This is a genomic window from Actinoplanes subglobosus (genome assembly GCF_042650585.1).
GTDB classification, from domain to species: Bacteria; Actinomycetota; Actinomycetes; order Mycobacteriales; family Micromonosporaceae; genus Actinoplanes; species Actinoplanes subglobosus.
Genome location: NZ_JBHSBL010000025.1, coordinates 189,430 through 213,756, shown reverse-complemented (window position 1 = coordinate 213,756; position 24,327 = coordinate 189,430). Strand labels below are relative to the sequence as shown.

The window sequence follows — 24,327 nt, the reverse complement described above, 5'->3', positions numbered from 1 at the left end:
CCGTCGCCCGTCGCCCGTCGCCCGCCGGTCGCCGGTCCCCGAGGTCGCCGGTCGCCGAGGTCGCCGGTCGCCGATCCGCCGGTCGCCGATCCGCCGGTCGCCGAGGTCGCCGGTCCCCGAGGTCGCCGGTCGCCGAGCCGCCGGTCCCCAAGGCCGCCGGTCGCCGAGGCCGCTGAGTCGCCAGCCAGCTACCGGCGTTGCCTGTTCATGGGCCGTCCCGCTCGCCCGCGCGGCCGCCGGCTTGCTTGCCCGTCAGCCCGCGGCGTCTGCCCGGCCCGATGACGATGACTGCCACATGTCACCCTGTCGGATCTTGACCGATAGGCCACCGTTTTCGGTGGTTAAGTGGCCTAGATCGGCCGGGGCCCGGGCGAACGTTGGTGGTCGCCGCCCTGGCCGTCCGTGAGGGTGAGACTCAGCAGATCCAGGTCGTGAATCGGGTGGAAGCCTGCGGACTGGTACAAGGCCTGGGCTGCGGCATTGTCCGGTTCGGTCTGCAGGGACACCCGGAGGGCTCCGGCGGTGCGGGCCGCGTTGACGACGTGGTCGAGGAGTGCGCGCGCGACACCGCCGCGACGGTGAGCCGGCGGGACGTAGAGGTCACGGATCGACCAGAACGTGCCCATCCGTAAAGACGCCGGCATCTCCAGGACGCTGATCAGGCCTATCGGGCGGCCCGGGGGTTCGCCGATCGCGAGGTACAGGCGGAGGCCACCGTCGTTCCGCTGCTGGGATAGCCACGCGGCGGCACGGTCCGGTTCGGGTGTTTGGCCGTAGTGCACGCGGTACTCGTCGAAGAGGTCCGCAGCCGGAGCTGCGTACGCCGATCCCGCGGTGACGGCGACAATCCTGCCGACGGTGGTCATGACGGAGATCTTTACCGAGAGCGAGACCGAGGGCGAGACCGAGGGTCGCGAAACGGAGCGTGAAAGGGGGACGAAAGACGGGAGAGCGAGAAGGGGGAGTGCGAGAAGGGGGAGCACGACAAGGGGAGTGAGAGAAGGGGAGCGGGAGAAGGAGCTGTGCGTGGAAGGGGCGCGTAAAAGGCGGGCCCGGCGCGTGGTGCGACGCGCCGGGCCCGAGTAGAGGATGGATCAGCTGAGGCGTTCGATGATCAGGGCCATGCCCTGGCCTCCGCCGACGCACATCGTCTCCAGGCCGATGCTCTTGTCGTGCCAGTCGAGGGAGTTCAGCAGGGTGCCGGTGATGCGGGCGCCCGTCATGCCGAACGGGTGGCCGACCGCGATCGCGCCGCCGTTGACGTTGAGCTTCTCGATCGGGATGCCGAGGTCCTGGTAGGAGGGGATCACCTGGGCGGCGAACGCCTCGTTGATCTCGACCAGGTCGACGTCGCCGATGGTCATGCCGGCGCGCTTGAGGGCCTGCTTCGACGCCTCGACCGGACCGAGACCCATGATCTCCGGGGAGAGGCCGGTGACGCCGGTGGAGACGATCCGGGCGAGCGGGGTGATGCCGAGCTCGCGGGCCTTGGTGTCGCTCATGATCACGACCGCGGCGGCGCCGTCGTTGAGCGGGCAGCAGTTGCCGGCGGTGACCCGGCCGTCCTCGCGGAAGACCGGCTTGAGGCCGGAGACCGCGTCGAGTGTGACGCCGGGGCGGGGCCCGTCGTCCTTGGACACCACGGTGCCGTCGGGCAGGGTCACGGGGGTGATCTCCCGCTCCCAGAACCCGTTGGCGATGGCCTTCTCGGCGAGGTTCTGGCTGCGTACCCCGAATTCGTCCATCTCCTGCCGGGAGATGTTCTTGATCTGGGCCAGGTTTTCCGCGGTGTAGCCCATCCCGATGTAGATGTCGGGGACCAGGCCGTCCTCACGCGGGTCGTGCCAGGTGGTCTGGTTCTGCGCGGAGGCGGCGGTGCGCGCCTGGGCGTCGGCGAAGAACGGGTTGGTCCACGGACCGCCGACAACGGAGGCGGCGGCCGACGGCAGACCGTCGGAGCTGCCGCGCGCGAAACGGGAGACGGTCTCGACACCGGCCGAGATGAAGATGTCGCCCTCGCCGGCCTTGATGGCGTGGAAGGCCATCCGCGTGGTCTGGAGCGAGGACGAGCAGTACCGCGTGACGGTGGCGCCGGGCAGGCCGTCGAGGCCCAGCTTGGTGGCGATGACGCGGGCCATGTTGAAGCCCTGCTCGCCGCCGGGCAGACCGCAGCCGAGGTAGAGGTCCTCGATGAGCGTGCGGTCGAGCTGCGGCACCTTGTTGAGGGCGGCGTCGACGATCGTGGTGGCGAGATCGTCGGGGCGCAGATCCTTCAGCGAGCCCTTGTGGGCGCGGCCGATGGGGGAGCGGGCAGTGGCGACGATGACAGCTTCCGGCATGCGCCCAGTTTACTCATCAGTAACATGGTCGGAAGCGCGAATTTGTCACACGCCGTGAAAAAACCCGGAAGAAACCGGGGGCGGGCCGCGGGGAGCCGGCCAGCCAGCCGCGATAGAGCTTGCAGCGGGCCGCGATGGAGCTGGTAGCGGGCCGCGATGGAGCTGGTAGCGGGCCGCGATGGAGCTGGTAGCGGGCCGCGATGGAGCTGGTAGCGGGCCGCGATGGAGCTGGTAGCGGGCCGCGATGGAGCTTGCAGCGGGCCGCGAAGCAGCTGGTAGCGGCAGCGGAGGACCCGGGGTAAACCGTCAGGCGTTGGTCATCGCGGCTTTCGCCACCGCCGGATAGAGCGCATGTGCCCACACGCGATAACCGTCGGCGGACGGGTGGAAGCCGTCATAGCAGAGGGTCCCGGCGTCGGCGCGGAAGACGGCACCGGTCTCGGCGGCCAGGTCGACCACCACACCACCGGCATCGGTCACCGCCTTGGCCTGCGCTTTCGCCAGCCGCCGGCCGACCAGCCCGGCGATCTGGCGCAGCGGCGGCGCCATCGAGCGGGAGGCGCCGAGGTCGGGGCAGGTGCCGACGACCACCTGGACGCCGGCCGAGCGCAACCGGCGGACGGCCTGCCCGAGATGGCCGGCCGAGTCGTCGGCGGCACGCCCGGAGGCGGCGTCGTAGGAGCCGATCAGGATGACGGCCACGTCCGGACGGTCCCCGAGCAGCGCCCGGGCCACCTGCGTGGCGAGGTCGCTGGATCGTGACCCGGCCACGCCGACACTGGAGAGCAGCACGTGCCGCTGCCCGCTGCCGGTGGACCCGTCGGCCAGCAGCCGGGCGAGCTGGCCGCCGACCGTGTCGGACAGCCACTCCACACCGACGCCGACCGCGGCCGAGTCGCCGAGCAGCACGAGCCGCAGCGGCGGGGCGCTCTGCGGGCCCATCGAGGTACGCAGAGCCAGCCCCATGGTGGGCTTCGCATACCTCCGCGCTTTCGCGGCCAGCATCTCGCCGGCGAGCAGGGCGACTCCGCCCACCGCCCCGGCCAGCAGGCTCGTGGCCGCGGCCCTGGTCAGACGTTCCGGCAGCCCAGCCATGTCCCGCCTCCCTGCATCAGCCGACCTGATGATCCTCTGGGGTATACCCTACGGCCCCGTCGCTGGGGTCACCGCTGGGAACGGGGGCCACGGCCGCTGGGCGCGAACTGAACCAGCGGTAACGCCGCATCCGGGCCCACCGGCCGGCCGGTGCGACCTCGGTCCCCGGGGCGCGGACCGCCTCGTCGGCGGCTTCGGACAGGGCCCGCACGTCCTCGGCGACGGGTAGCGCCACGCCGTCGTCGGTGCCGAGCACGGCCATCACGGTCGGCATCATCACGGCTGCCGCACGGGCATACCCCTCGGCGGACGGGTGGAAACGGTCCCAGCTGTACATCCGCCCGGGGTCGGCCTCGAACATCGGGCCGAGCAGGTTGCCGAGCGACACCGTCCGCCCGCCGGCCTGGACCACGGCGATGGTCTGCGCGGCGGCCAGCTGGCGGCTCCAGCGCCGGGCCAGCCAGCGCAGCGGTGGCTTGATCGGCTGGATGGCGCCGAGGTCGGGGCAGGTACCGACGACCACACGGCACTGTGCGGCACGAAGCCTGCGCACCGTGTCACCGAGATGGCGTACGGCCGCCTCCCGGGCCGAGAAATGCGTGACGTCGTTCCCGCCGATCAGGATGATCGCCAGGTCCGGCGCGTGTTCGAGGGCGGCGTCCACCTGGTACGGAAGTCCCGCCGAGACGGAGCCGACGACGGCCAGCCGGTACAGGCGGACCGGGCGGCGCAGCCGACGGGAGACTCCGGTCGCGAAGAGGGCGCCGAGTGTCTCGCGGGGGCGGTGCACGCCGTACCCCGCCGCTGTGGAATCTCCGAGGATGACCAGCGTGAGTGGCTTGCCGCCGAACTTCGCGCCGTAGAGGCCGTCGCCGCGGGGCGGTGGCGCCTCGGCCATCGGGATCACCCGGCGCGCTTCGGCGGCCTGGCGCATCAGCAGTCCTGCTGAGATGGCGGTCAACCCCGCGGCGGCACCGGCGACCCGCCCGGCGTTCTTGATCCATCGCCAGTGGGTACCAGCTACATCGATGGTGCTCATAGTCTCCCTCGCTGTCGCTCGAAGGGAACCATCCGGCTCGCCCATGATCGGCGTGTGGGGTCGGGATTCGAGGCTAACTCGCGGTGGCGAGAGGCAATCATGGCGCGCTCCCGTCATGCTGGAGTTGCGGAAAGGGGAACAGAGATGGCCAAAACGTTGAAACGTGCGGCGGCGTTCACGGCGCTGGCCCGGGCGCTCAGTGCGGGCAGCCGCGGCGGGCCCACGGTGGGCCAGCGACTCGGCGCGCTCCCGCGCATGATCAAGGCGAGCACCAGGGGTGAGTATGACGGTGGCATGCGGCTGGCGCTGATGGCGGCCGCCACGGCGTACGTGGTGTCGCCCATCGACGCCGTCCCCGAGGCCTTCGTCTGGGTCTTCGGCCTGATCGACGACGCGGTCGCGGTGACCTGGCTGGCCGGTGCCGTGCTCGCCGAGACCGACCGGTTCCTGGAGTGGGAGAAGACCCGGCTGCCATCGGTCGTAAAATAGGACGTGCGCTATTACGACAACGTAGTCGAGATCATCGGCAATACCCCCTTGGTCCGATTGAACAGCGTGACCGAGGGCATCAGTGCCACAGTGCTGGCCAAGGTCGAGTACTTGAACCCCGGCGGCTCCGTCAAGGACCGGATCGCCCTGCGGATGGTGGAGGACGCCGAGAAGGCGGGCCTCCTCAAGCCGGGCGGCACGATCGTCGAGCCGACCAGCGGTAACACCGGCGTCGGGCTGGCCCTGGTGGCTCAGCGGCGTGGCTACAAGTGCGTCTTCGTCTGCCCCGACAAGGTCAGCGAGGACAAGCAGAACGTGCTCCGGGCGTACGGTGCCGAGGTGGTGGTCTGCCCGACCGCCGTCGCCCCGGAGGACCCCCGCTCCTACTACAACGTGTCCGACCAGCTGACCCGGGACATCCCGGGCGCCTGGAAACCGGACCAGTACAGCAATCCCGCGAACCCGCGGTCGCACTACGAGGAGACCGGGCCCGAGCTCTGGGAGCAGACCGGCGGGAAGATCACTCACTTCGTGGCGGGTGTCGGTACCGGCGGCACGATCAGCGGCGTCGGGCGTTACCTCAAGGAGCAGGGGCCGGTGCGGGTCATCGGCGCCGACCCGGAGGGGTCCGTCTACTCCGGCGGGACCGGACGTCCCTACCTGGTCGAGGGCGTCGGTGAGGACTTCTGGCCGACGGCGTACGACCGGGACGTCACCGACGAGGTGATCGAGGTCAGCGACTCGGATTCGTTCGAGATGACCCGCCGTCTCGCCCGTGAGGAGGGCCTGCTGGTCGGCGGCTCCTGCGGGATGGCCGTGGTGGCCGCGCTCGAGGTGGCCCGCAAGGCCGGCCCCGACGACGTCATCGTGGTCCTGCTGCCGGACGGCGGCCGTGGCTACCTTTCGAAGATCTTCAACGACAAATGGATGGCACGGTACGGGTTCCTGCGCACCCAGGAGGGGACGCCGACAGTGGCCGACGCCCTGGCCGGCAAGGGTGCCGAGATCCCGCCGCTGATCCACGTGCACCCGACCGAGACGGTCCGCGACGCCATCGACTACATGCGGGAGTACGGCGTGAGCCAGCTCCCGGTGCTGAAGGCCGAGCCGCCGGTGGTGACCGGTGAGGTGGCCGGCTCCATCTCGGAGAAGGCACTGCTGGACGCCCTCTTCACCGGCCAGGCCCACCTGCACGACACGATCGAGCGCCACATGACCGACTCGCTGCCGATGATCGGCGGCGGTGAGCCGGTGGCCGAGGCGGTCGCGCTGCTGGAGAAGGCCGACGCCGCGATGGTCCTGGTCGACGGCAAGCCGGCCGGCGTCCTCACCAGGCAGGACCTGCTGGCCCATTTGAGTTAGCCGGTGTCACGGGGCCAGGTGTTCGACCTGTTCCCACTGGGGGTCGGGCGTGACGGTGATCCGGACACGCCCGTCCTGCCAGCCACCGATCAGGGGTTTCAGGACCTCGGCGGCTACCGGGCTGTCGGCGTAGAGGTGCGTGGTGCGTACCCCGTCGGTCGTCTCGTGCGCGACCACGACGGTGCCGTCGGCGTGCCCGGCGACGTGATCCTCGAAGGCGCGCAGCGCCGCCAGCGTGTCCGGCTCGGGGAACCCGTTCCCGTCCTTGGCCAGGTAGGGCACGTCCATCCGGATGTGCAGGTCGTGGCCGGGCCAGCGGGCCGGCCGGAGCCGGGTCTGCGCCATCGCGATGATCGGTTTCCCGCCACGGATCCCGGACAGGTTCCGCCAGCGGGGCTGCCCGTCGGCCGGTTGCAGCGCGGCGATCAGGGCGGCCAGTTCGGCGCCGGTGAGGTCCGGCCCGTGCCCGGCCACGGCGTCGATCGCGCCGACCCAGATCTCCACGGTGTCCTCACCGAGAACCCAGTCCAGCGAGAGGAACGCGATCTGACCGCGGGCCTCCTCCGGTAGGTCCGCGAAGGCCGGGTGCCAGACCTCCACGTCCATGCAGTCGCGGTCCTCGTCGTGCTCGGCCCGGAACCGCAGGTCGCCCAGGTCCAGGTGGTGACCGCCGATGGCCAGCCGGGCCCCGTCCAGCGCGTCGGGGCGACCCTGGCGGGCGGCCGCGTACCCGAAGACGTCGTCCGGCGCCGGGCCGGCCCGGCGCCAGCGTTCGGCGACCGAGCGCAGTTCCGCTGATCCGCCGGAGCTGACCACCAGCAGGTGCTGTGCCGTCGTGCTGGGCGCGAACTCCCAGTGCAGATCCGGGTGGATGGCCGCGACCAGGCCGGAGATCTCCTCGATGAACGCGTCGTCGGGGCCGCCGGCGATCATCTTCTCGGCGCGCGGCCGTGCGTGCGCCCACCAGTCCCAGAACGCCGTGATCGCGGACGCCGGTTCCGCCTTCTTCCGCCTCTTGAAGATCACGGGGGGACGCTACCAACAAGGGCCGGTGACTAGGCGCTTTCCGGGCCCGGGACGCGGGCGGAGTGGCGGCTTCGACAGGCCCGGTACATGGATCGTCACGGATAGTCGCGGCAATCGCACAGACAGTCCGACCGGCCGATGGCCCGCTGCTGTTGTATGTGTCGAGACGGAGCTATGAACCACTCCCGGGAGGTATCACGCCTGACCCCAGGACCACGACGTCGCCGACACGCTTGACCGTCCCCCGGCAAGTACGGCTTCCCGGCCCGGCCGACGTCCACCAGCGGTGACACCGGTCCGCCCCGCCAGCGAACCGGTATCCCGCGCCCAGACCCGCCCTTGAACTGGATCCCAGATCGGCACGCCTCCGCTGATCGAGCGCCTCCGGCCAGGCGCATCCGGTTCGGGCGGGGCGGTGGGCGGGAGCACGCGACTACAGGTTCCCCCGCATTCACTCGGTCGCGTGTTCCCGCCCAACCAGCAACCCTGTGCTGCCTACAACGGATGTGTGTAGCGCAGCTGTGCCAGCGGCTGATCGTTGACCGGCGCGACCCTCGTCGCGCCGTCCGCCGTCCAGCCGCCGCGCTCGTAGAAGCGCCGCGCCACCGGGTTGTCCGCCAGCACCCACAGCACCGCCCGGTCCACACCGAACGTCGCCAGCTGCTCCAGCGCGTTGACCATCAACTGCCGGCCGATGCCGGAGCCGACCCGCTCCGGCGCCAGATGGATCGCGTACAGCTCGGCCGCGCCGTCCGTCTCGCTCGGACCGACGTAGGTGAAACCGGCCAGCTCACCGTCGGCCTCGGCGACGGTCATCAGATGCGTCTCCCGCTCCCACCTCCACCGCTCCACCCACCAGGCGCTCATCGCCTCCGGCCCGCGGGCCGTGAACGTCTCGGGCGGCACCAGGTCCGCATAGGCGGCGGCACGCGAGCGATGGTGCAGTGCGCCGACCGCGATCAGGTCGGCGTCGTCAACCGGGCGCAACAGAACGGTCATCGCACCAGAAAACCAGCCTCACGCCACCGCGCGGCGCGCGGGCACCGGCACTCGCGCCAGGTCCTCGGCGATCACCACGGTGCCGTCGAACTCCTTGCGGGCCTCCTCCAGGAAGCGGTCCGGTTCCGGATAACGCTGCGAGAAATGCGTCAGGACCAGGGTGCGTACGCCGCACTCGCGCGCGACCGCAGCGGCCTGGCCGGCCGTGAGATGCCCGACCTGGGCGGCCAGCTCCGCGTCCTCGGAGAGGAACGTCGACTCGATCACCAGCATGTCCACACCCCGGGCCAGCTCGAACACACTGTCGCACAGGCCGGTGTCCATCACGAACGCGAAACTCTGGCCGGGACGGGCCACGCTGACCTGCTCGAGGGTGACGTCGCCGAGCCGCCCGGTGCGCTGCAGCTCCCCGACGGCCGGGCCACTGATCCCGTGCTCGGCCAGCAGCGCGGGCACGATCCGGCGGGAGTCCGGCTCGGTCAGGCGGTACCCGTACGTCTCGATGGGGTGTCGCAACGGGAGCGCGGTGAGGCGCCCCGCGGACGTCTCCACCGAGAATCCGGCGCCGACCGGGCCCGGCACGATCTCCGCGTTGTCCCAGTAGCTGGTGGCGTGCCGCAGGCGGTCGTAGAACTCCTGCCCGCCGGCCGGGTAGTGGACGGCCACCGGGTGCGGGACCTTGTCGAGCGAGATCCGCTGCAGGACGCCGGGCAGGCCGAGGCTGTGGTCGCCGTGGAAGTGGGTGATGCAGATCCGTGCGATCGGGGTGACCGGGAGGCCGGCCATCAGCAGTTGCCGCTGGGTGCCCTCGCCCGGGTCGAAGAGGATCACCTCGTCGTCCCAGCGCAGCAGGTAGCCGTTGTGGTTGCGGTGCCGGGTCGGCACCTGGCTCGCCGTGCCGAGTACCACCAGTTCGCGCGTCACCGACTCCCCCCGGATATGAAGCGACCCCTGGGGACTTCCGCGATCGAAATCGCGGTCCGGTCGGACAAGGCCGGATCCCCAGGGGTCGGGTGGCTGTCTGATATTCGCCGCACCGCTGCCACACGGTCTCGACGTGGTTCACAACCAAAGCTGTCGAGGACAGCGGCTAGCTGACAGCCACCTCACGAGTCCCAGTGCTATACAACTTCGGACCACCTCCCTTCACGTGTACGGCCACGTTATCCAGCACGCGGAGGGAGCGCCAACGAATTTGAATCACTACAGACGCGGGAATATCAGCGGGGAGTCGCTGGTGCTCTCGACCACCAGTGACGCGGGGCCGACGATCTGCGGATCCGGCGGGCCGACGATCTCCGGGTCCTTGCCGGCGTAGTCGAACCTGTTCAGCACGTGCCGCATCGCGTTCAGCCGGGCCCGCTTCTTGTCGTTGCTCTTCACCACCGTCCACGGGGCGTCCGCGGTGTCGGTCCAGAAGAACATCGCCTCTTTCGCCTCGGTGTAGTCGTCCCACTTGTCCAGGGACTTGAGGTCCATCGGCGACAGTTTCCACTGCCGGACCGGGTCGACCTGGCGGATCACGAAGCGGGTACGCTGCTCGCCCTGCGTCACCGAGAACCAGAACTTGACCAGGCGGATACCCGAACGGACCAGCATCCGCTCCAGCTCCGGGGTCTGCCGCAGGAACTCCAGGTACTCCTTGCGGTCGCAGAAACCCATCACCCGCTCGACACCGGCCCTGTTGTACCAGGACCGGTCGAAGAGCACGATCTCCCCGGCCGCCGGCAGGTGCTTGATGTACCGCTGGTAGTACCACTGGGTGCTCTCGCGCTGGTTCGGTTTCTCCAGCGCGACCACCCGGGCACCCCGCGGGTTCAGGTGCTCCATGAACCGTTTGATCGTGCCGCCCTTGCCGGCCGCGTCCCGCCCCTCGAAGAGGATCAGGAGCCGCTCGCCGGTGTCCTTGCACCAGTTCTGCAGCTTCAGCAGCTCGATCTGGAGCAGGCGCTTGTCGTGGTCGTACTCCGGGCGGGACAGCCGCTCCTCGTACGGGTAATCCTCCCGCCACGTGTCCACCGGCTGGCCGTCGGCGTCGAGCAGGCGGGGGTCGTCGTCCTCGTCGTCGACGACCCGGTAGCCGGACAGCTCGGCGATCGGCCCGTCATAGGGGTTGGTGGTCGCCAGGTCGAACTCGGATTGCATGACACCGATTCATACCCTCGAAGGCCAAGACCACAACCGGCCCGATCAGAACACTCGCCGAACTTTTCGCCGCCGCGCCGCTTTCGCCAGTGCCGGAACCCCGGCCAGTGCCTCCCGGCCGACCTGCTCCTGCCGGCCGTAGAGCACCCCGAAGTGGAAACTGTCCGAACCCAGCTCGCGCAGCACCCCACGGGCGATGTTCGAATCCTGGTAGTCGCCCAGCCCGTCCTGCAGGTTCGTCAGCGCCTTCACCAGGTTCTTCGCCGGCTTGCCGTGCTCCGGGGCGATCAGCTCGACGGCGTAGCGGGCCTGTTTGAAGCCCTTTCGCGACTCGTGGATCTCCTCCTCGACACCGGACGCCAGTGCCTCGTCCAGTTTCTCGTCGGCCTTCTCCAGGACCTTGCGCGCCCGCCGCACCGGGTCGGGACTCCCCAGCGAACTCTGGTCCACCACCTCGTCGATGCGGTCCAGCAGATCCAGATAGCGGTCCGACTCGAGCGCCTCGGCCAGCTCGGCCCGACCCGTCTCGATCCGGTGCTCCAGGTGCGCCCGCACCCGTTGCGCCGTGTGGGCGAACTCCGGGCCGGCCTCCTCGACCAGGCCGAGCAGCTTCTCCTCCAGCACCTGCGGGTCTCGGACCGCGCCCAGCACCCCGGCCAGCCAACGCAACTCGTCGCGCAGAGCCTGCTCGTCGAAGGCCTTCTTGTACGTCTTGAGCGTGCTCCGCAGCCGACGGGTGGCGACCCGCATCTGATGTACGGCGCGAGGCTCGCCACGGCGGGCGGCCGGGTCGTGGCCGAGAATGGCGTCGCGCTGCTCACGGGCGTACAGGATGACGAGGTTTTTCTGAGGTTTGGATTTCTTGTCGGTTTTGGCCTCGGCCTTGACCGAGGCCAGCCGTTCCGCCAGCGCCCGGGCCACCTTCGACGGGCCCGCGGCATGGCTCGCGCCGGCCTCGAAGAGCCGCCGCTCCACCTCGTCGAGCACCGCGGCGTCGCCGTCGACCAGCTCGACCTCGACCTCCTGCCAGACCGTCTCGGTGCCGTCCGACTCGGCGGTCACCCGGTCCACCGCCACCAGGGCGAGCGTGCGGCCGTCGGCGTCACGCAGAGGTGTCTCCACCCGGTGCGTGCGCAGCCGCGCCACCGGGCCCAGCGGACTGCGCCGCACGATCGTCCGGACCAGGGCGACCAGCTCGACCGGAACCGTGTCGCCCCGGGCCGGAAGCCGATGCTCGGTCCGGCCCTCGCCGTCACCCGGGGTCTTGAGATGCCAGCCCGCGTCGTTGCCACCGCTGCGCTGCCGAAGAGTCCGGCGATTTCTCATCAAGCGGAGGTCTTCGGTGTCGAAGTACGTGGCGTCGAGATCATGGGTCTCGGCGCCGTCGACGCCGGCGATCCCGCCGACACCGACCAGGTCAGGAAGTTCGAACGTCTCGGGGACGTCGTATTTGCGCTCGGTCTCGGTGGCGATCTCCACCCGTCCATGGTGCCTGGCCCGACGGCCCGTGCACAGCGGTGTCTCAGGTTCGCCTGCCATCGTTGTGGCCCGGCCAGTAAGGAGTGCTCATGGAGAAGTCCGAACGCCGCCCGATCACGCTCGCCGCCTCGCTCGCCGGGCTGCGCCTCATCGGTGCCGGGGCCGTCCTCGGCCTGGCGCTCGCCGTTCCCGCGTCGCCCGCCCAGGCCGACCCGCCCCGGCCGCCGGCGACCACCCAGGACCAGCCCGACGAGGCGCCGGAGAGCTAGACCCGGCCGTCAGCCGCGCAGTTCGTCGTTGGTCATCAGGTAAAGCGCGCGGGCGTAATTGGCGGTCGCGGCGTTGTAGTACATCGTCGCGAGCCCGGTGCTGAAGTTGTTCGTGGTCAGCGCGTTCTTCGCGTTGGAGGACGCGGACCAGCGGATCTCGGCGTCGGTGGTGCTGATGCCTCGGCGCGCGCACCGCAGCCGGTTCATCTCCTTGCCGGTCCGCCAGGTGTCGAGCGCCACCTCCGCCTCGCGCATCATCGCGCGGGCCTGCTGCATCAGGGCCTCGGCGAGGTCCCAGGCGTCCTGCTCGCTCTCGTTGTGCTGGTAGATCGGGTTCACATGCACCTCCCGCTGGCTCGTTTAGAGTTTGAGCGGGTTTTCCGGACATGTCGACTTTTTTCGATCGTCAGCGTGAAATCCTCCGCGCCCACTTGCCGCTGACGCAACAGTTCGCCGCCGCGACGTCACGTCGCGGCGGCGAAGAATTTCCGGGAACGATCAGGCCTCGGTGGTGCCGAGCGCGCTCAGCTGCCTGGACACCAGGAACAGTGCGTAGCCGACGAGCGCGAGCAGGACACCGACCCCCGCGGCCATGGTCGCGACACCGAACGAGACGACCGAGGTGAACAGTGAGGCCCGCAGGAACGAGCCGTTCATCACGGTCTCCCGCTTGGGGTCCGCCTTGTCGAGTTCGGCGTAGGTCTTACCGCCGCTCGCCGCCAGCGCGTGCTTCTCGATCACCTGCGCCTCCTGGTAGGCGCTGAACGGCCCGTTGATCTCGTCGCCGGCGAGCCAGCCGGCGTCCTCGGAGACGGTGATCTTCTCGTCGGCGAGCTGACCCTGGACGGTGAACCAGGTGGCGGCGCCGGCGATCGTCATGATCAGGCCGGCGGCGGCGACGAAGATTCCGAGGATGCGGACGACCCGACCGAGGCGCGCGGTCGAGGCGGGGGAAACGGCGTGCGTGGTCATGGCGGCTGCTCCTCATACGAGCCGATCACCGGTTGCCGGCTGATCGTTCCGTTCGGTTTCTTTACACAGCAAAGATCCCACCGGGGAGGAAGCCGCCATAAAGGCTAAAGTCCCGGACTCCAAGGCCCTTCCGCAGCCAGGGTCCATCCCGTACTCGCCGGCGCCGGGGCTGTGCCGATGGGCAATCGTCGATAAGTTTGCCTGATGGATGCAGCAATGGCGGCGCTTCTCGGTGGGTTGTTCGGTGCTCTCGGATCGGTCAGCGGCACCGTTGTGACGATGTTCGGTGCGCGTCAGCAGGGTCGGATCGCCGCCGAAGCCGACCGGAGCAAGCGCGTCATGGACCTGCGCCTTGAAGCCTTCGCCGAGATGACGAGGCGCCTGCAGGAACTCCGCATGGCCTGGTGGCGCGTTTCGCAGATGTTGGAGCAGGGCGAAGTGCACGATCCGCAGGCCCTGATGGGCGAGGTCGAGGCTCCCTGGAGTTCTTATCTCGCGGCTGTAGGGCGCCTGGAGGTCCTCGTCCCCGAGCCGATCCGCGGCGAGGTGTTCAGCCTTGCCGTCGCGGTGGACGCGATGGATACGGCCGGAATGCAGTGGATCAAGGGGGGTCCCGCGAAGAGCTACTACGACAAGCGGGCGGATGCCGATGCCGCACGCAAGACTCTCACCGCGTCGTTTGCCAATCTGATGGACAGCGGTCTCTGGCGTCTGGACGGAGCGGGCCGGATGGGAAGGGGCCGGCCTGCCACGGAACTGAAGCGGTCGGCTTGACAGGGCTAAGCCCGGCGCGCTGGCCGGTCCGATCGCGAGCGAAGGCCCCGCTCCGGAGTACATCCGGCATCGGGCCCTTCGTTGTCACTCAGCGATCTTGGCGACACCGACCGGGCAGGTCAGGCCGTTGGGGCCGTGGTTGCAGTAACCGTTGGGGTTCTTGGTCGGGGCCAGGTACTGCTGGTGGTAGTCCTCCGCGTAGTAGTACGTGGTCAACGGCTTGATCTCGGTGGTGATCTCGCCGAGGCCGGCCCTGGTCACCACCGGCTGGAACGCCGCCAGCGACGCCCGTGCGGTCTCGGCCTGGGCCTCGGTGGTGGTGTAGATCGCCGACCGGTACTGGGTGCCCACGTCGTTGCCCTGGCGCATGCCCTGGGTCGGGTCGTGGTTCTCCCAGAAGGCCTTCAGCAGCTGCTCGTAGCTGATCCTGCTGGGGTCGTAGACCACCTGCACGACCTCGTTGTGGCCGGTGCTGCCGGAGCAGACCTCCTCGTAGGTCGGGTTGGCGGTGAAGCCGCCGGCATACCCGGCCGAGGTGGAGTGGACTCCCGGCAACTTCCAGAAGATCCGCTCGACGCCCCAGAAACAACCCATCCCGAAGACGGCGACCTCGTGGCCGGCCGGCCACGGGCCCTCCAGCGGGGTCCCGAGGACCTCGTGGCGGTCGGAGACCGGCATCGAGATCAGGCGGCCGGGCAGAGCGGTGTCGGCGGTGGGCAGGTCGAGCTTCTTGTACCGCAGGAACACGGTCACTCCCTTCGTCCGCTCTCTGCAACGCTGAGCCGGAGGTATTCCTTACCAATGGTCTCGGCGACCGCGGCGGCCTCGTCGTCACCGTCGTACTTGCGGCGGGGCCAGAAGAATCCGCGCAGGCCGTCACCCTTGGTACGGGGCACGACGTGGGTGTGCAGATGGGGCACGGACTGGGAGACGACGTTGTTCATCGCGACGAAGGTGCCCTGGGCGTCCAGGGCGGCGGGCACGGCCGCGCTGAGCAGTTGAACGAACCGGAAATAGTCTCCCAGAGCATCCGGATCCAGCGACGGCAGCGTGACGACATGCGGGCGTGGGACCACCAGGACGTGCCCCTTGAACACCGGGCGGATGTCGAGGAAGGCGATCCCGGCAGGAGAGGACGCCACGGTGAAAGCCGGGATCGATCCCGCCACGATGCCGCAGAACACGCAGTCCGCCATCCAGTGAGACTAGCCTTGCGCAACATGACGGCTAACAGCTACGGGTTCGACACCCTCGCCATCCACGCCGGCCAGGAGCCGGACCCGCGGACCGGCGCGGTGGTGCCGCCCATCTATCAGACGAGCACGTACGCCCAGGACGCCGTCGGCGCCCCTCGCCTGGGCTACGAGTACAGCCGCTCCGGCAACCCGACCCGCGATGCCCTGCAGGAGTGCCTCGCGGCGATCGAGGGCGGACGGCGGGGGCTGGCCTTCGCCAGCGGCCTGGCGGCCGAGGACACCCTTCTGCGTACGGTGTGCCGGCCCGGCGACCACGTGGTCATCCCGAACGACGCGTACGGCGGCACGTTCCGCCTGTTCAGCAAGGTCGCCGAGCGCTGGGGCCTGGACTGGACGGCCGCCCCGCTGGACGACATCGACGCGGTGCGGGCCGCCTTCCGCCCCGGGCACACCCGCCTGATCTGGTCCGAGACGCCGACCAACCCGCTGCTCAACGTGAACGACATCGCGCAGCTGGCAGGCCTCGCCCACGAGTACGACGCGATGCTGGCGGTGGACAACACGTTCGCCTCGCCGTACCTCCAGCAGCCGATCACCCTCGGTGCCGACGTGGTGATCCACTCCACCACGAAGTACCTGGGCGGCCACTCCGACGTCGTCGGCGGCGCGCTGATCACCGCGGACGCCGGGCTCGGCGACGAGCTCGCCTTCCACCAGAACGCGATGGGCGGCGTCAACGGTCCCTTCGACGCGTGGCTGACTCTCCGGGGGATCAAGACCCTGGGTGTACGGATGGACCGGCACTGTGACAACGCCGAGCGCATCGTCGGGTACCTCCGCGAGCACCCGGCCGTGGCGAGCGTGCTCTACCCGGGTCTGGACACCCACCCCGGTCACGAGGTCGCGGCGAAGCAGATGAGCCGGTTCGGCGGCATGGTGTCGTTCCGTGCGGCGGGCGGCCCGGACGCGGCGATCGCGATCTGCAACAAGGCGAAGCTCTTCGTGCTCGCCGAGTCGCTCGGTGGTGTCGAATCGCTGATCGAGCACCCGGGTCAGATGACACATCTGTCGGCTGCGGGCTCAGCGCTTGAAGTTCCCGCCGATCTCGTGCGACTGTCTGTCGGCATCGAAACCGTTGACGATCTGCTCGCCGATCTCGAGCAGGCTCTCGGATAACAGACCCGGACGCTGGAGAAACTGAGCGATGGACTCGACGACCTGGGTGGGCGCCACCGCCAAACAGATCTCGCGTGCGGTGCGCCGCGGAGACGCGAGCGCCACCCAGGTCGTGGCCGACCATCTGGAACAGATCGCCATCTCCGACCCGGCGCTCGGCGCGTTCCGGGTGGTCCGCGGCGGCGAGGCGATCGCCGAGGCGGAGAAGGTCGACGACCAGGAGGACCTGGCGAACCTGCCGCTCGCCGGTGTGCCGGTGGCGGTCAAGGAGAACACCGCGGTGGCGGGACTGCCCACGTGGCACGGCTCGGCCGCCGCGCGTACCCCCGAGGTCGCCGAAGTGGACCACGAAGTGGTCCGGAGGTTGCGCGGAGCCGGCGCCGTCGTGGTCGGGGTGACCCGGATGCCGGAGATGGGCCTGTGGGCCGTCACCGACGACGAGGACGGTCCCACCCGCAACCCGTGGGACCTGGAGAGGACCCCGGGCGGCTCGTCCGGTGGCTCGGCCGCGGCGGTGGCGGCCGGCCTGGTGCCGATCGCGCAGGGAAACGACGGACTCGGCTCGATCCGGATCCCGGCCGCGTGCTGCGGCCTGGTCGGGCTCAAGCCGGGCCGTGGTGTGGTCCCGGTCGACTTCGGGGACAAGGACTGGTTCGGCCTGGTGGAGAACGGCGTGCTCACCACCACGGTGGCCGACGCCGTGCTGGGTTTCTCGGTGCTCGCCGGTCAGGCGCCGGCCAAACTGACCGAGCCGGCGAAACTGCGGATCGGTGTCTCGTTGCGGTCGCCGGCGGCCGGGGTGAAACCGGACGAGGCGAACGTCTCGGCCGTCACGAAGGCGTCGAAACTGCTCGTCGACGTCGGGCACGACACGGTCACGGCCGACCCGGTCTATCCGACGAGCGTGGCCCTGGGCGTGCTCGCGACGTGGTTCGCCGGGGCGTATGTGAACTCGGAGGGCCTGCCGGTCGACCGGCTGCAGCCGCGGACCCGGCGGCACATCGCCCTCGGCAGGACGATGATGCGGGCCGGCCTGGTCCGGCAGCGCCAGCGCGACGCGTGGCGGGAGCGGTCCACCCAGTTCTTCGCCGACAAGTCGGTCGACCTGCTGCTCACCCCGGCGCTCGCGACCGCACCGCCGCCCGCCGTGCAGTACTCGGCGTCGCCGTGGCGCAAGAACATGTGGGCGAACGCGTCCTACGCGCCCTACGCGGCACCCTGGAACTACGCCGGGCTGCCCGCGATCGTCGTGCCGGTCGGCTTCCGCCCGGACGGCCTGCCGCTCGCGATCCAGCTCATCGGCCCGCCCGGCTCGGAGCTTCTGCTGCTCTCGGTGGCCGGTCAATTCGAGGTCGCCAATCCCTGGCAGCGGCACGCCCTGGTATGACCGTCCGCACCGACGACCTCGCGGACGAGGGCATACCGGTTGACCACGGTCTGACGCGTCGATGGCACGATTGGTGTCCATGACCGGTGCCGATTCCCCGCTCGACCTGCTCGCCCTCGCCGATGTCGAGGCCGCCCGCGACCTGCTGGCGGGGGTGGTCAAGGAGACGCCGCTGATCCCGTCGCGGCCGCTCAGCGAGATCACCGGGGTGCCGGTCTGGCTGAAGTGCGAGAACCAGCAGCGCGCCGGGTCGTACAAGGTGCGCGGGGCGTACACCCGGATCTCCCGCCTGTCGGTCGCCGAGCGTGCCCGCGGTGTGGTGGCGGCGAGCGCCGGCAACCACGCGCAGGGGGTGGCGCTCGCGGCCGGCCTGCTCGGCGCGCGGGCCACGGTCTTCATGCCGGAGGGCGCGCCACTGCCCAAGGTCTCCGCCACCAAGGGGTACGGCGCGGCCGTCGAGTACGCCGGGACCAGCGTGGACGACGCGCTGGAGGCGGCGAGCGACTTCGCTCGTACGACCGGGGCGGTTTTGATCCATCCCTTCGACCACCCGGACGTGATCGCCGGGCAGGGCACCGTCGCGCTGGAGATCCTGGCCCAGTGCCCGGAGGCGGCGACCATCGTGACCGCCGTCGGCGGCGGCGGGCTGATCTCCGGTCTGGCGGTGGCGGCCAAAGCGCTGCGGCCGGACATCCGGATCGTCGGGGTGCAGGCGAGCGGTGCGGCTGCGTATCCTCCGTCGCTCGCCGCCGGTGCGCCGCGCAAGCTGGAGTCGTGCGCGACGATCGCCGACGGCATCGCCGTCCTGCGGCCCGGTGATCTGACGTTCGCGCACGTCGCGAAGCTTGTCGACGAGGTCGTCACGGTCAACGACGAGGACCTGTCGGCGGCGCTGCTGGTCCTGCTGGAGCGACACAAGACGGTGGTGGAGCCGGCCGGAGCGGCAGCCGCCGCGGCACTGCTGACCGGCGCCTACGTGCCGGCTGCGGGACCGGTGGTGGCGATCCTGTCCGGCGGCAACATCGACCCGATGCTGCTGCTGCGGGTGATCGAGCACGGGCTGGCGTCGGCCGGCCGTTTCCTGCGGCTGGCGGTGCGCTGCTCGGACCGGCCGGGTGAGCTGGCCCGGCTGCTGCGGGAGATCGCCGCTCAGCGGGCGAACATCGTCGACGTGAACCACTCGCGGCAGAGCCCGCGCCTGAGTTTCGGCGAGGTCGAGGTGGCGCTGTCGGTGGAGACGCGCGGGCCGGCCCACTCGTCGGCGCTGATCAAGGCGCTGCGGGACGCCGGTTACCGGGTCGCGCTGCTGGCCGACACGACTCCCTGAGTCGCTCAGTCAATGCGGCGAGCCCGCGGCGAGATGCCGCGGGCTCGCTCGTGAGCTGGGGAATCAGCCCTCGAAGGGGCCGAACTCGACCACGGTGACCTTGATGTCCGCGCCGCTCGGGGCCGCGTAGGTGACCGTCTGGCCGGGGCGGGAGCCGAGGATCGCCTGGCCCAGCGCCGACTCCGGGCTGTAGACCTTGAGCTTGGTGGTGGACGCGATCTCCCGGGAGCCGAGCAGGAACGTCTCGGTGTCCTTCTGGTCGTCGTCGAAGTAGATCGTCACGACCGAGCCGGGGCCCACCGAGTCGGCGGCCTTGATCTCGCCGACCTCGGAGTTGCGCAGGAACTCCTTCAAGTACAGGATCCGGCCCTCCTGGCGGCTCTGCTCCTCACGCGCCGCGTGGTAGCCGCCGTTCTCCCGGAGGTCGCCTTCCTCGCGCCGCGCGTTGATCTCCGCCGCTATCGCCGGCCGGTTGGCGATCAACTCGTCGAGCTCGGCCTGCAGCCGGTCGTGAGCGTCCTGGGAGAGCCAGGTCTTCGGCGCCTCGGAACTGGACACGGTCGATCTCCTTGCTGGAACGGGGCATGGTCGAAACATGGCGCCCTGGAAAGACGCCATGCTGAACGCAGCGAATTACCAAGCTTACCAGCGGTATGCGGGCCGCCCGGAAGGTGAAATGCTGTCGGATCCCGACGGGGCGGCGCTCAGTCCGCGGCGCGGCAGCCCATCACGTCGCCCACCGAGGCCCTGCCCTCGGTCTTGACCGGTTGGCTGACCTCGACCGAGCCCCCGCCCTCGCCGGCAGGGACCGTGACCGCCTGGCGGCCGACCTCGAAACCGTCGTAGTCGCGGGCCCGCACCATGCACATCGCGGCGCCGCCCTCGGGCACCCGGACCCGGAACTCGACCACCATCTCGGTGTCGGACGGAATTTTCCACCCGACGATGTCGGCGGTGTAGTCGGTCTCGCCGAACTTGTCGTAGTAGGCATAGGTCAGGCCGGCGAGCCCGACACCGAAGATCACGGTGGCCACGATCGGGAGCAGACGACGCCGCCCGCCCTCACGACGCCGACCGTACCGGCCGGGCGGGAAGACCGGAGCTGTGGCGTGCGTCTCGCTCACCTGACGACCTCTCGTGCGTTTGTTGTCGGGGGGATCGGCCAGAATGGCAGGGTTCCATCTTCGCAGCCGATCCCGGCCCGCCGACGGCAGGCCTGGTCGAGAGGATCTCAACAACCGTGGCCGAGCAATTGCGTCTCATGACCGTGCACGCGCACCCCGACGACGAGTCGAGCAAGGGCGCCGCCACCATGGCGAAATATGTCGCCGAGGGTGTCCAGGTGCTGGTGGCGACCTGTACCGGTGGGGAGCGGGGCAGCGTCCTCAACCCCAAGATGGACCGGCCCGAGGTGCTCGCCGACATCACCAACATCCGCCGCGCCGAGATGGACCGGGCGCGCGAGATCCTCGGCGTCGAGCAGGCATGGCTCGGTTTCGTCGACTCCGGGCTGCCCGAGGGCGACCCGCTGCCCCCGCTGCCGGAGGGCTGTTTCGGCCTCCAGGACCCGGAGGAGGCGGCGAAACCGCTGATCAAGCTGATCCGTGAGTTCCGGCCGCACGTCATGACGACCTACGACGAGAACGGCGGTTACCCGCACCCCGACCACATCATGTGCCACAAGGTGTCGGTCGTCGCCTTCGAGAAGGCCGGTGACCCCGAGCTCTACCCGGAGCTGGGCGAGCCGTGGCAGCCGTCGAAGCTGTATTACAACTCCGGCTGGACCCGGGCGCGGATGCTGGCGCTGCACGAGGGCATGCTGGCGGCGGGACTCGAGTCGCCGTATGCGGAGTGGCTGGAGAAGTGGGCGGACCGCGACGACCGGGGCGACAAGATCACCACCCGGGTCGAGTGCGGAGAGTATTTCGGGGTCCGTGACGACGCGCTGCGGGCCCATGCGACTCAGGTCGACCCGGACGGGTTCTGGTTCCACATCCCGCTGGAGATGCAGCAGAAGGTGTGGCCCACCGAGGATTTCGAGCTCGCGCGGTCACTCGTGGACAGCCCGGTTCCGGAGTCCGACCTGTTCGCGGGCATCCGGGAGAAGGTCGACGCGCACTGAGCAGTACTCTGGCGGCGTGGACTTCGTAGTAGCGGTCAACAACTTCGGCGACACCCGATCGGGCGGCCTGGCCGGCCCGATGGGGTTGTTCCTCATCGTCCTCATGTGCGTGGCGACGGTTCTGTTGATCCGCAACATGAACAAGCGCATCCGTCGGCTTCCCGACAGTTTTCCTGTTGCGTCGGAGCGGGATCGTGTGTCAGAGATCGCCCACGACGAGGGTGTGGCCCACCGCTCCGGCGCCGTGCCCGCCGACGAGGTCGAGACCGGTCGATCGGCTGCTCCCGCGCAGGTGAAGGATGCCGAGGTGGCGGGCGTGCGCGACGAGCCGGGTGCTCCCGGCGCGCGCGGTGAGGCGGAGCGCGCCTGATCATCGGGCCGTTCCGCCGCGGTGCGTATTTTCGCCCGCCGCGTGGCGAGTGTGTCCCTCTCGACCCCGTCAAGCCCTGTTGCGTTCATCAGGATTGATTTAGCCTTCCGCCGGGGGCCGCACGGCCCCGGGACCCTGCGCGGAAGGGGGCGCCGACATGCCACTTGTCCGGCGCAAACTCTCCGTAACCGATCTGCACGTGCATCGTGGCGTGCGTGCGCGGATGTCGCCGTGAAAGCCGTCCGTGATTCCCTGACGACCGCGGCCGGTGCCGTGGGCCGGCCCCGTCCGGTGCGCATCCTCACCGCCGTCGTCGTGGTCGCGGCCGCCGCGGCTGTCCTCCTCGGCGCCCTGCAGCCCGTTGCGGTCGCCGACGGCCGGCCGCTGTCACCGATCACCGGCGTCTGCGTGGCCGCCGTTCTCTCCGCCATCGCCCAGCTCGCCGGCCTCCGCTTCCGGCTCGGCCCGGACGCGGTCTCGGTCAGCTGGGCCGAGGCGGCCGTCGTCGTCGGTTTCGTCGTCGCCCCGGCCGGCTGGCTGCCCGCCGCGACCCTGGCCGGCACCGGTGCCGCCTGGCTGCTGCTCGCCTGGCTCACCGGTCTGCGCAACGTCGCCGAGATAGTGCACCTGGTCGCCTCGATGACCCTCGGTGTGGCCGGCGCCGTCCTGGTCACCTCGCTGCTCGCCGGTGACGTCCCGATACACAGCGCCCGGCTCCCGCTGGCCCTGGCGGCCGGCGCCGGCACCTACCTGCTCATCACGTTCGGCCTGGTCGTGCTGACCCTGATGCTGCACCGCGACGCCGAGCCCGGCCAGATCGCGGCCCGCGTCCTCTACGTCAAGCTGCCCATGTCGATCGGCAACGTGATCGTCGGCGTCCTCGCCGTCTACGCGCTGATCCGGGAGCCGCTCTGGCTGCTCGCCTTCGGCCCGGTCCTCTGGCTGCTGCACCGCACCTACCGCTTCCACCTGCGCGCCGCCGAGGAACGCCGGATGTGGGAGGCGTTCGCGGCCGCCACCGCCCGGCTGCCCGGCGCCAGCGAGGCCGAGGTGGCCCGGGCCGGTCTGCGGGGCGCCCTCGAGGTCTTCGGCGCCAGCCGGGCCGAGCTGGAGCTGCACACCGGGCACGGCCCGCGGCGCTACGCCCAGGACGGGCCCGGCCTGGAGGGCCTGGCCGCCACCCGGTCCGGTCCGGCTGTCACCCGCACCATGGTCGTCGCCGGGCGGTCGCTCGGTGAGCTCACCGTCTGGCTCGGCGACGCCGGGCTGCCCGGGCCGCGCGACGAGGCGGCGATCGCGGCGTTCGGCGAGGCCCTGGCCGGGGCCCTGCACGACGCGGCCGCCCACCAGCGGATCAACGAACTCGACGCGCGGGCCGTCCACGACCGGCTGCACGACCCGCTGACCGGCCTGACCAACCGGGTCGCGCTGGCCGGCGAGGGCGACCCGCTGCTCCGGTCGCTCGACCGGGATCGCCAGGTGGCTCTGCTGCTGCTCGACATCGTCGGGTTCCGCCAGATCAACAGCACGCTCGGGCACGGCGGCGGCGACGAGGTGCTTCGCCTGGCCGGTGGACGGCTCGCCGCCCTGACCCGGCCCGGTGAGCTCGTCGCGCGGATCGGTGACGACGAGTTCGCGCTGCTCCTGACGGTGACGACGCTGACCGACTCGGCATGGCAGAGGAGCCGGCCCAGCCCGCTGCCGGCCGCCCTGCGCCGTGCCCGGGAGCTGGTCGAGCAGCTGCGGCTGCCGGTCGAGGTGGCCGGTGTCCGGTTGTCCGTCGAGGTGACCGTCGGCGTGGCGGTGGCCACGGCCGGCGAGGCCGAGGTGGCCGAGCTGCTGCGCCGTGCGTCGATCGCCGTCGACCGGGCCAAGGAGCTGGGCGTCACCGTCGGCACCTACGACAGCGGGCAGGACGCCAGCAGCACCGACCAGCTGGCTCTGCTCGCCGATCTGCAGGACGCGTTCGCCGCCGACGACCAGATCCTGCTGCACCTGCAGCCCGCCGTGGACCTGGTGACCGCCGCGCCGACCGGGGTGGAGGCGCTGGTCCGCTGGCGGCACCCGCGACGTGGCTACCTGTCGCCGGCCGAGTTCCTGCCCGCCGTCGAGCGCAGCGAGCTGCTCATCCCGTTCACCCGGCGGGTCCTCGACCTGGCCCTCGCCTCGGCGGCGGACTGGACCGCGGCCGGCATCGACGTGCCCGTGTCGGTGAACGTGTCGGCGCGCAGCCTCACCGACCCGACCTTCCCGGCGCAGGTCACCGAGGCGTTGCGCCGGCACCGTACTCCGGCGTCCCGGCTGGTTCTGGAGATCACCGAGTCGGTGGCGGTCAGCGAGCAGGAGATCGTCGACGAGGTGCTGGCCCGGCTGCGGACATCCGGCGTGCAGGTGTCCCTCGACGATTTCGGCACTGGGTTCTCCTCGCTCTCCTCGGTCACCCGGATGCCGGTCGACGAGATCAAGATCGACCGCTCGTTCGTGGACGAGATGATCGACTCGGCCGCGGCCGGCGCTGTCGTCCGCGCCGCCGTCGAACTCGGTGTCCGCCTGGGCGTCCGGGTCGTCGCCGAGGGCATCGAGACGATCGAGCAGCGGGCCGCCCTGATCGCGCTGGGCTGCCCGTCGGCGCAGGGTTACCACTTCTGCAAGCCGATGCCGGCCGACAAGATCGTGCAGGCGCTGACCCAGCTGGCCCGTTCCGCGCCCGCGTCCGCTCCGGGGAATGTCACGCAGCTCAGAGCCGACGGCACCGCCTAAC

25 protein-coding genes are annotated in these 24,327 nt (G+C 70.3%); 10 read left to right on the top strand and 15 right to left on the bottom strand.

What is annotated here, in order from left to right:
* Positions 1–350: 350 nt before the first annotated feature.
* From ACFO0C_RS38285 to ACFO0C_RS38270, 4 genes are all read right to left on the bottom strand, one after another.
* Positions 351–866, bottom strand: a complete 516-nt coding sequence (locus ACFO0C_RS38285) for a GNAT family N-acetyltransferase (RefSeq protein WP_378071684.1) — start codon at positions 864–866, stop codon at positions 351–353.
* Positions 867–1,094: 228 nt separating this feature from the next.
* A complete protein-coding gene (locus tag ACFO0C_RS38280; RefSeq protein ID WP_378071683.1) occupies positions 1,095–2,339 on the bottom strand; it encodes an acetyl-CoA C-acetyltransferase in 1,245 nt (414 codons plus the stop codon).
* A gap of 306 nt (positions 2,340–2,645) precedes the next feature.
* The gene (locus ACFO0C_RS38275) at positions 2,646–3,434 is read right to left on the bottom strand and encodes an SGNH/GDSL hydrolase family protein (RefSeq protein WP_378071682.1); all 789 of its coding nucleotides are present in this window, start codon (positions 3,432–3,434) and stop codon (positions 2,646–2,648) included.
* Positions 3,435–3,450: 16 nt separating this feature from the next.
* The gene (locus ACFO0C_RS38270; protein WP_378071681.1) at positions 3,451–4,473 is read right to left on the bottom strand and encodes an SGNH/GDSL hydrolase family protein; all 1,023 of its coding nucleotides are present in this window, start codon (positions 4,471–4,473) and stop codon (positions 3,451–3,453) included.
* A 144-nt stretch (positions 4,474–4,617) separates the two neighbouring features.
* On the opposite strand from ACFO0C_RS38270, the gene ACFO0C_RS38265 reads away from it, so the two are divergent.
* On the top strand, positions 4,618–4,962 hold the full coding sequence (locus ACFO0C_RS38265) for a YkvA family protein (protein ID WP_378071680.1): 345 nt from the start codon (positions 4,618–4,620) through the stop codon (positions 4,960–4,962).
* Positions 4,963–4,965: 3 nt separating this feature from the next.
* Positions 4,966–6,324 (top strand): cystathionine beta-synthase, encoded by a 1,359-nt coding sequence (locus ACFO0C_RS38260; protein WP_378071679.1) that lies wholly within the window; start codon positions 4,966–4,968, stop codon positions 6,322–6,324.
* Positions 6,325–6,330: 6 nt separating this feature from the next.
* Here the strand turns inward: ACFO0C_RS38260 and ACFO0C_RS38255 are convergent, their stop codons facing one another.
* The 5 genes from ACFO0C_RS38255 to ACFO0C_RS38235 form a co-directional block, all read right to left on the bottom strand.
* Positions 6,331–7,350, bottom strand: coding sequence for a DUF695 domain-containing protein (locus ACFO0C_RS38255; RefSeq protein WP_378071678.1), 1,020 nt, complete (start codon positions 7,348–7,350; stop codon positions 6,331–6,333).
* A gap of 495 nt (positions 7,351–7,845) precedes the next feature.
* Complete coding sequence (locus ACFO0C_RS38250; protein WP_378071677.1) at positions 7,846–8,349, bottom strand: GNAT family N-acetyltransferase; 504 nt, start codon at positions 8,347–8,349, stop codon at positions 7,846–7,848.
* Between the two features lie 18 nt (positions 8,350–8,367).
* Positions 8,368–9,273, bottom strand: a complete 906-nt coding sequence (locus tag ACFO0C_RS38245; RefSeq protein ID WP_378071676.1) for a ribonuclease Z — start codon at positions 9,271–9,273, stop codon at positions 8,368–8,370.
* Between the two features lie 279 nt (positions 9,274–9,552).
* Positions 9,553–10,494: a polyphosphate kinase 2 gene (ppk2, locus tag ACFO0C_RS38240; RefSeq protein WP_378071675.1), complete on the bottom strand. Its 942-nt coding sequence runs from the start codon at positions 10,492–10,494 to the stop codon at positions 9,553–9,555.
* 45 nt (positions 10,495–10,539) lie between these two features.
* On the bottom strand, positions 10,540–11,973 hold the full coding sequence (locus ACFO0C_RS38235; protein WP_378071674.1) for a CYTH and CHAD domain-containing protein: 1,434 nt from the start codon (positions 11,971–11,973) through the stop codon (positions 10,540–10,542).
* Positions 11,974–12,062: 89 nt separating this feature from the next.
* Here ACFO0C_RS38235 and ACFO0C_RS38230 point away from each other — a divergent pair, with 89 nt between their 5' ends.
* Positions 12,063–12,242: a hypothetical protein gene (locus ACFO0C_RS38230; protein ID WP_378071673.1), complete on the top strand. Its 180-nt coding sequence runs from the start codon at positions 12,063–12,065 to the stop codon at positions 12,240–12,242.
* Between the two features lie 9 nt (positions 12,243–12,251).
* Here the strand turns inward: ACFO0C_RS38230 and ACFO0C_RS38225 are convergent, their stop codons facing one another.
* Together ACFO0C_RS38225 and ACFO0C_RS38220 are read right to left on the bottom strand one after the other, a co-directional pair.
* Positions 12,252–12,581: a hypothetical protein gene (locus ACFO0C_RS38225; protein ID WP_378071672.1), complete on the bottom strand. Its 330-nt coding sequence runs from the start codon at positions 12,579–12,581 to the stop codon at positions 12,252–12,254.
* A gap of 159 nt (positions 12,582–12,740) precedes the next feature.
* Positions 12,741–13,214 carry an aromatic ring-opening dioxygenase LigA gene (locus ACFO0C_RS38220; RefSeq protein ID WP_378071671.1) on the bottom strand — a complete coding sequence of 158 codons (474 nt, stop codon included), beginning with the start codon at positions 13,212–13,214 and terminating at the stop codon, positions 12,741–12,743.
* A 204-nt stretch (positions 13,215–13,418) separates the two neighbouring features.
* On the opposite strand from ACFO0C_RS38220, the gene ACFO0C_RS38215 reads away from it, so the two are divergent.
* Positions 13,419–13,988, top strand: a complete 570-nt coding sequence (locus ACFO0C_RS38215; RefSeq protein WP_378071670.1) for a hypothetical protein — start codon at positions 13,419–13,421, stop codon at positions 13,986–13,988.
* Between the two features lie 84 nt (positions 13,989–14,072).
* Here the strand turns inward: ACFO0C_RS38215 and msrA are convergent, their stop codons facing one another.
* The gene (gene msrA / locus ACFO0C_RS38210; RefSeq protein ID WP_378071669.1) at positions 14,073–14,735 is read right to left on the bottom strand and encodes a peptide-methionine (S)-S-oxide reductase MsrA; all 663 of its coding nucleotides are present in this window, start codon (positions 14,733–14,735) and stop codon (positions 14,073–14,075) included.
* Positions 14,736–14,737: 2 nt separating this feature from the next.
* Positions 14,738–15,184, bottom strand: coding sequence for an HIT family protein (locus ACFO0C_RS38205; protein ID WP_378071668.1), 447 nt, complete (start codon positions 15,182–15,184; stop codon positions 14,738–14,740).
* A 24-nt stretch (positions 15,185–15,208) separates the two neighbouring features.
* On the opposite strand from ACFO0C_RS38205, the gene ACFO0C_RS38200 reads away from it, so the two are divergent.
* From ACFO0C_RS38200 to ilvA, 3 genes are all read left to right on the top strand, one after another.
* Entirely contained in the window at positions 15,209–16,360 is a 1,152-nt protein-coding gene (locus ACFO0C_RS38200; protein WP_378071667.1) for a cystathionine gamma-synthase, read from the top strand.
* 28 nt (positions 16,361–16,388) lie between these two features.
* Positions 16,389–17,747, top strand: a complete 1,359-nt coding sequence (locus tag ACFO0C_RS38195; RefSeq protein ID WP_378071666.1) for an amidase — start codon at positions 16,389–16,391, stop codon at positions 17,745–17,747.
* A gap of 79 nt (positions 17,748–17,826) precedes the next feature.
* Positions 17,827–19,074, top strand: a complete 1,248-nt coding sequence (gene ilvA / locus ACFO0C_RS38190; RefSeq protein WP_378071665.1) for a threonine ammonia-lyase — start codon at positions 17,827–17,829, stop codon at positions 19,072–19,074.
* Between the two features lie 63 nt (positions 19,075–19,137).
* Here the strand turns inward: ilvA and greA are convergent, their stop codons facing one another.
* Together greA and ACFO0C_RS38180 are read right to left on the bottom strand one after the other, a co-directional pair.
* Entirely contained in the window at positions 19,138–19,671 is a 534-nt protein-coding gene (gene greA, locus ACFO0C_RS38185) for a transcription elongation factor GreA (RefSeq protein ID WP_378071664.1), read from the bottom strand.
* 107 nt (positions 19,672–19,778) lie between these two features.
* Positions 19,779–20,198: a DUF4307 domain-containing protein gene (locus tag ACFO0C_RS38180; RefSeq protein ID WP_378071663.1), complete on the bottom strand. Its 420-nt coding sequence runs from the start codon at positions 20,196–20,198 to the stop codon at positions 19,779–19,781.
* Between the two features lie 116 nt (positions 20,199–20,314).
* Here ACFO0C_RS38180 and mca point away from each other — a divergent pair, with 116 nt between their 5' ends.
* The 3 genes from mca (at position 20,315) to ACFO0C_RS38165 (ending at position 24,326) form a co-directional block, all read left to right on the top strand.
* Entirely contained in the window at positions 20,315–21,196 is an 882-nt protein-coding gene (gene mca, locus ACFO0C_RS38175) for a mycothiol conjugate amidase Mca (RefSeq protein WP_378071662.1), read from the top strand.
* A gap of 79 nt (positions 21,197–21,275) precedes the next feature.
* Positions 21,276–21,566 (top strand): hypothetical protein, encoded by a 291-nt coding sequence (locus ACFO0C_RS38170; protein WP_378071708.1) that lies wholly within the window; start codon positions 21,276–21,278, stop codon positions 21,564–21,566.
* Positions 21,567–21,797: 231 nt separating this feature from the next.
* Positions 21,798–24,326: an EAL domain-containing protein gene (locus tag ACFO0C_RS38165; protein ID WP_378071661.1), complete on the top strand. Its 2,529-nt coding sequence runs from the start codon at positions 21,798–21,800 to the stop codon at positions 24,324–24,326.
* The last annotated feature ends 1 nt before the right edge of the window (position 24,327 follow it).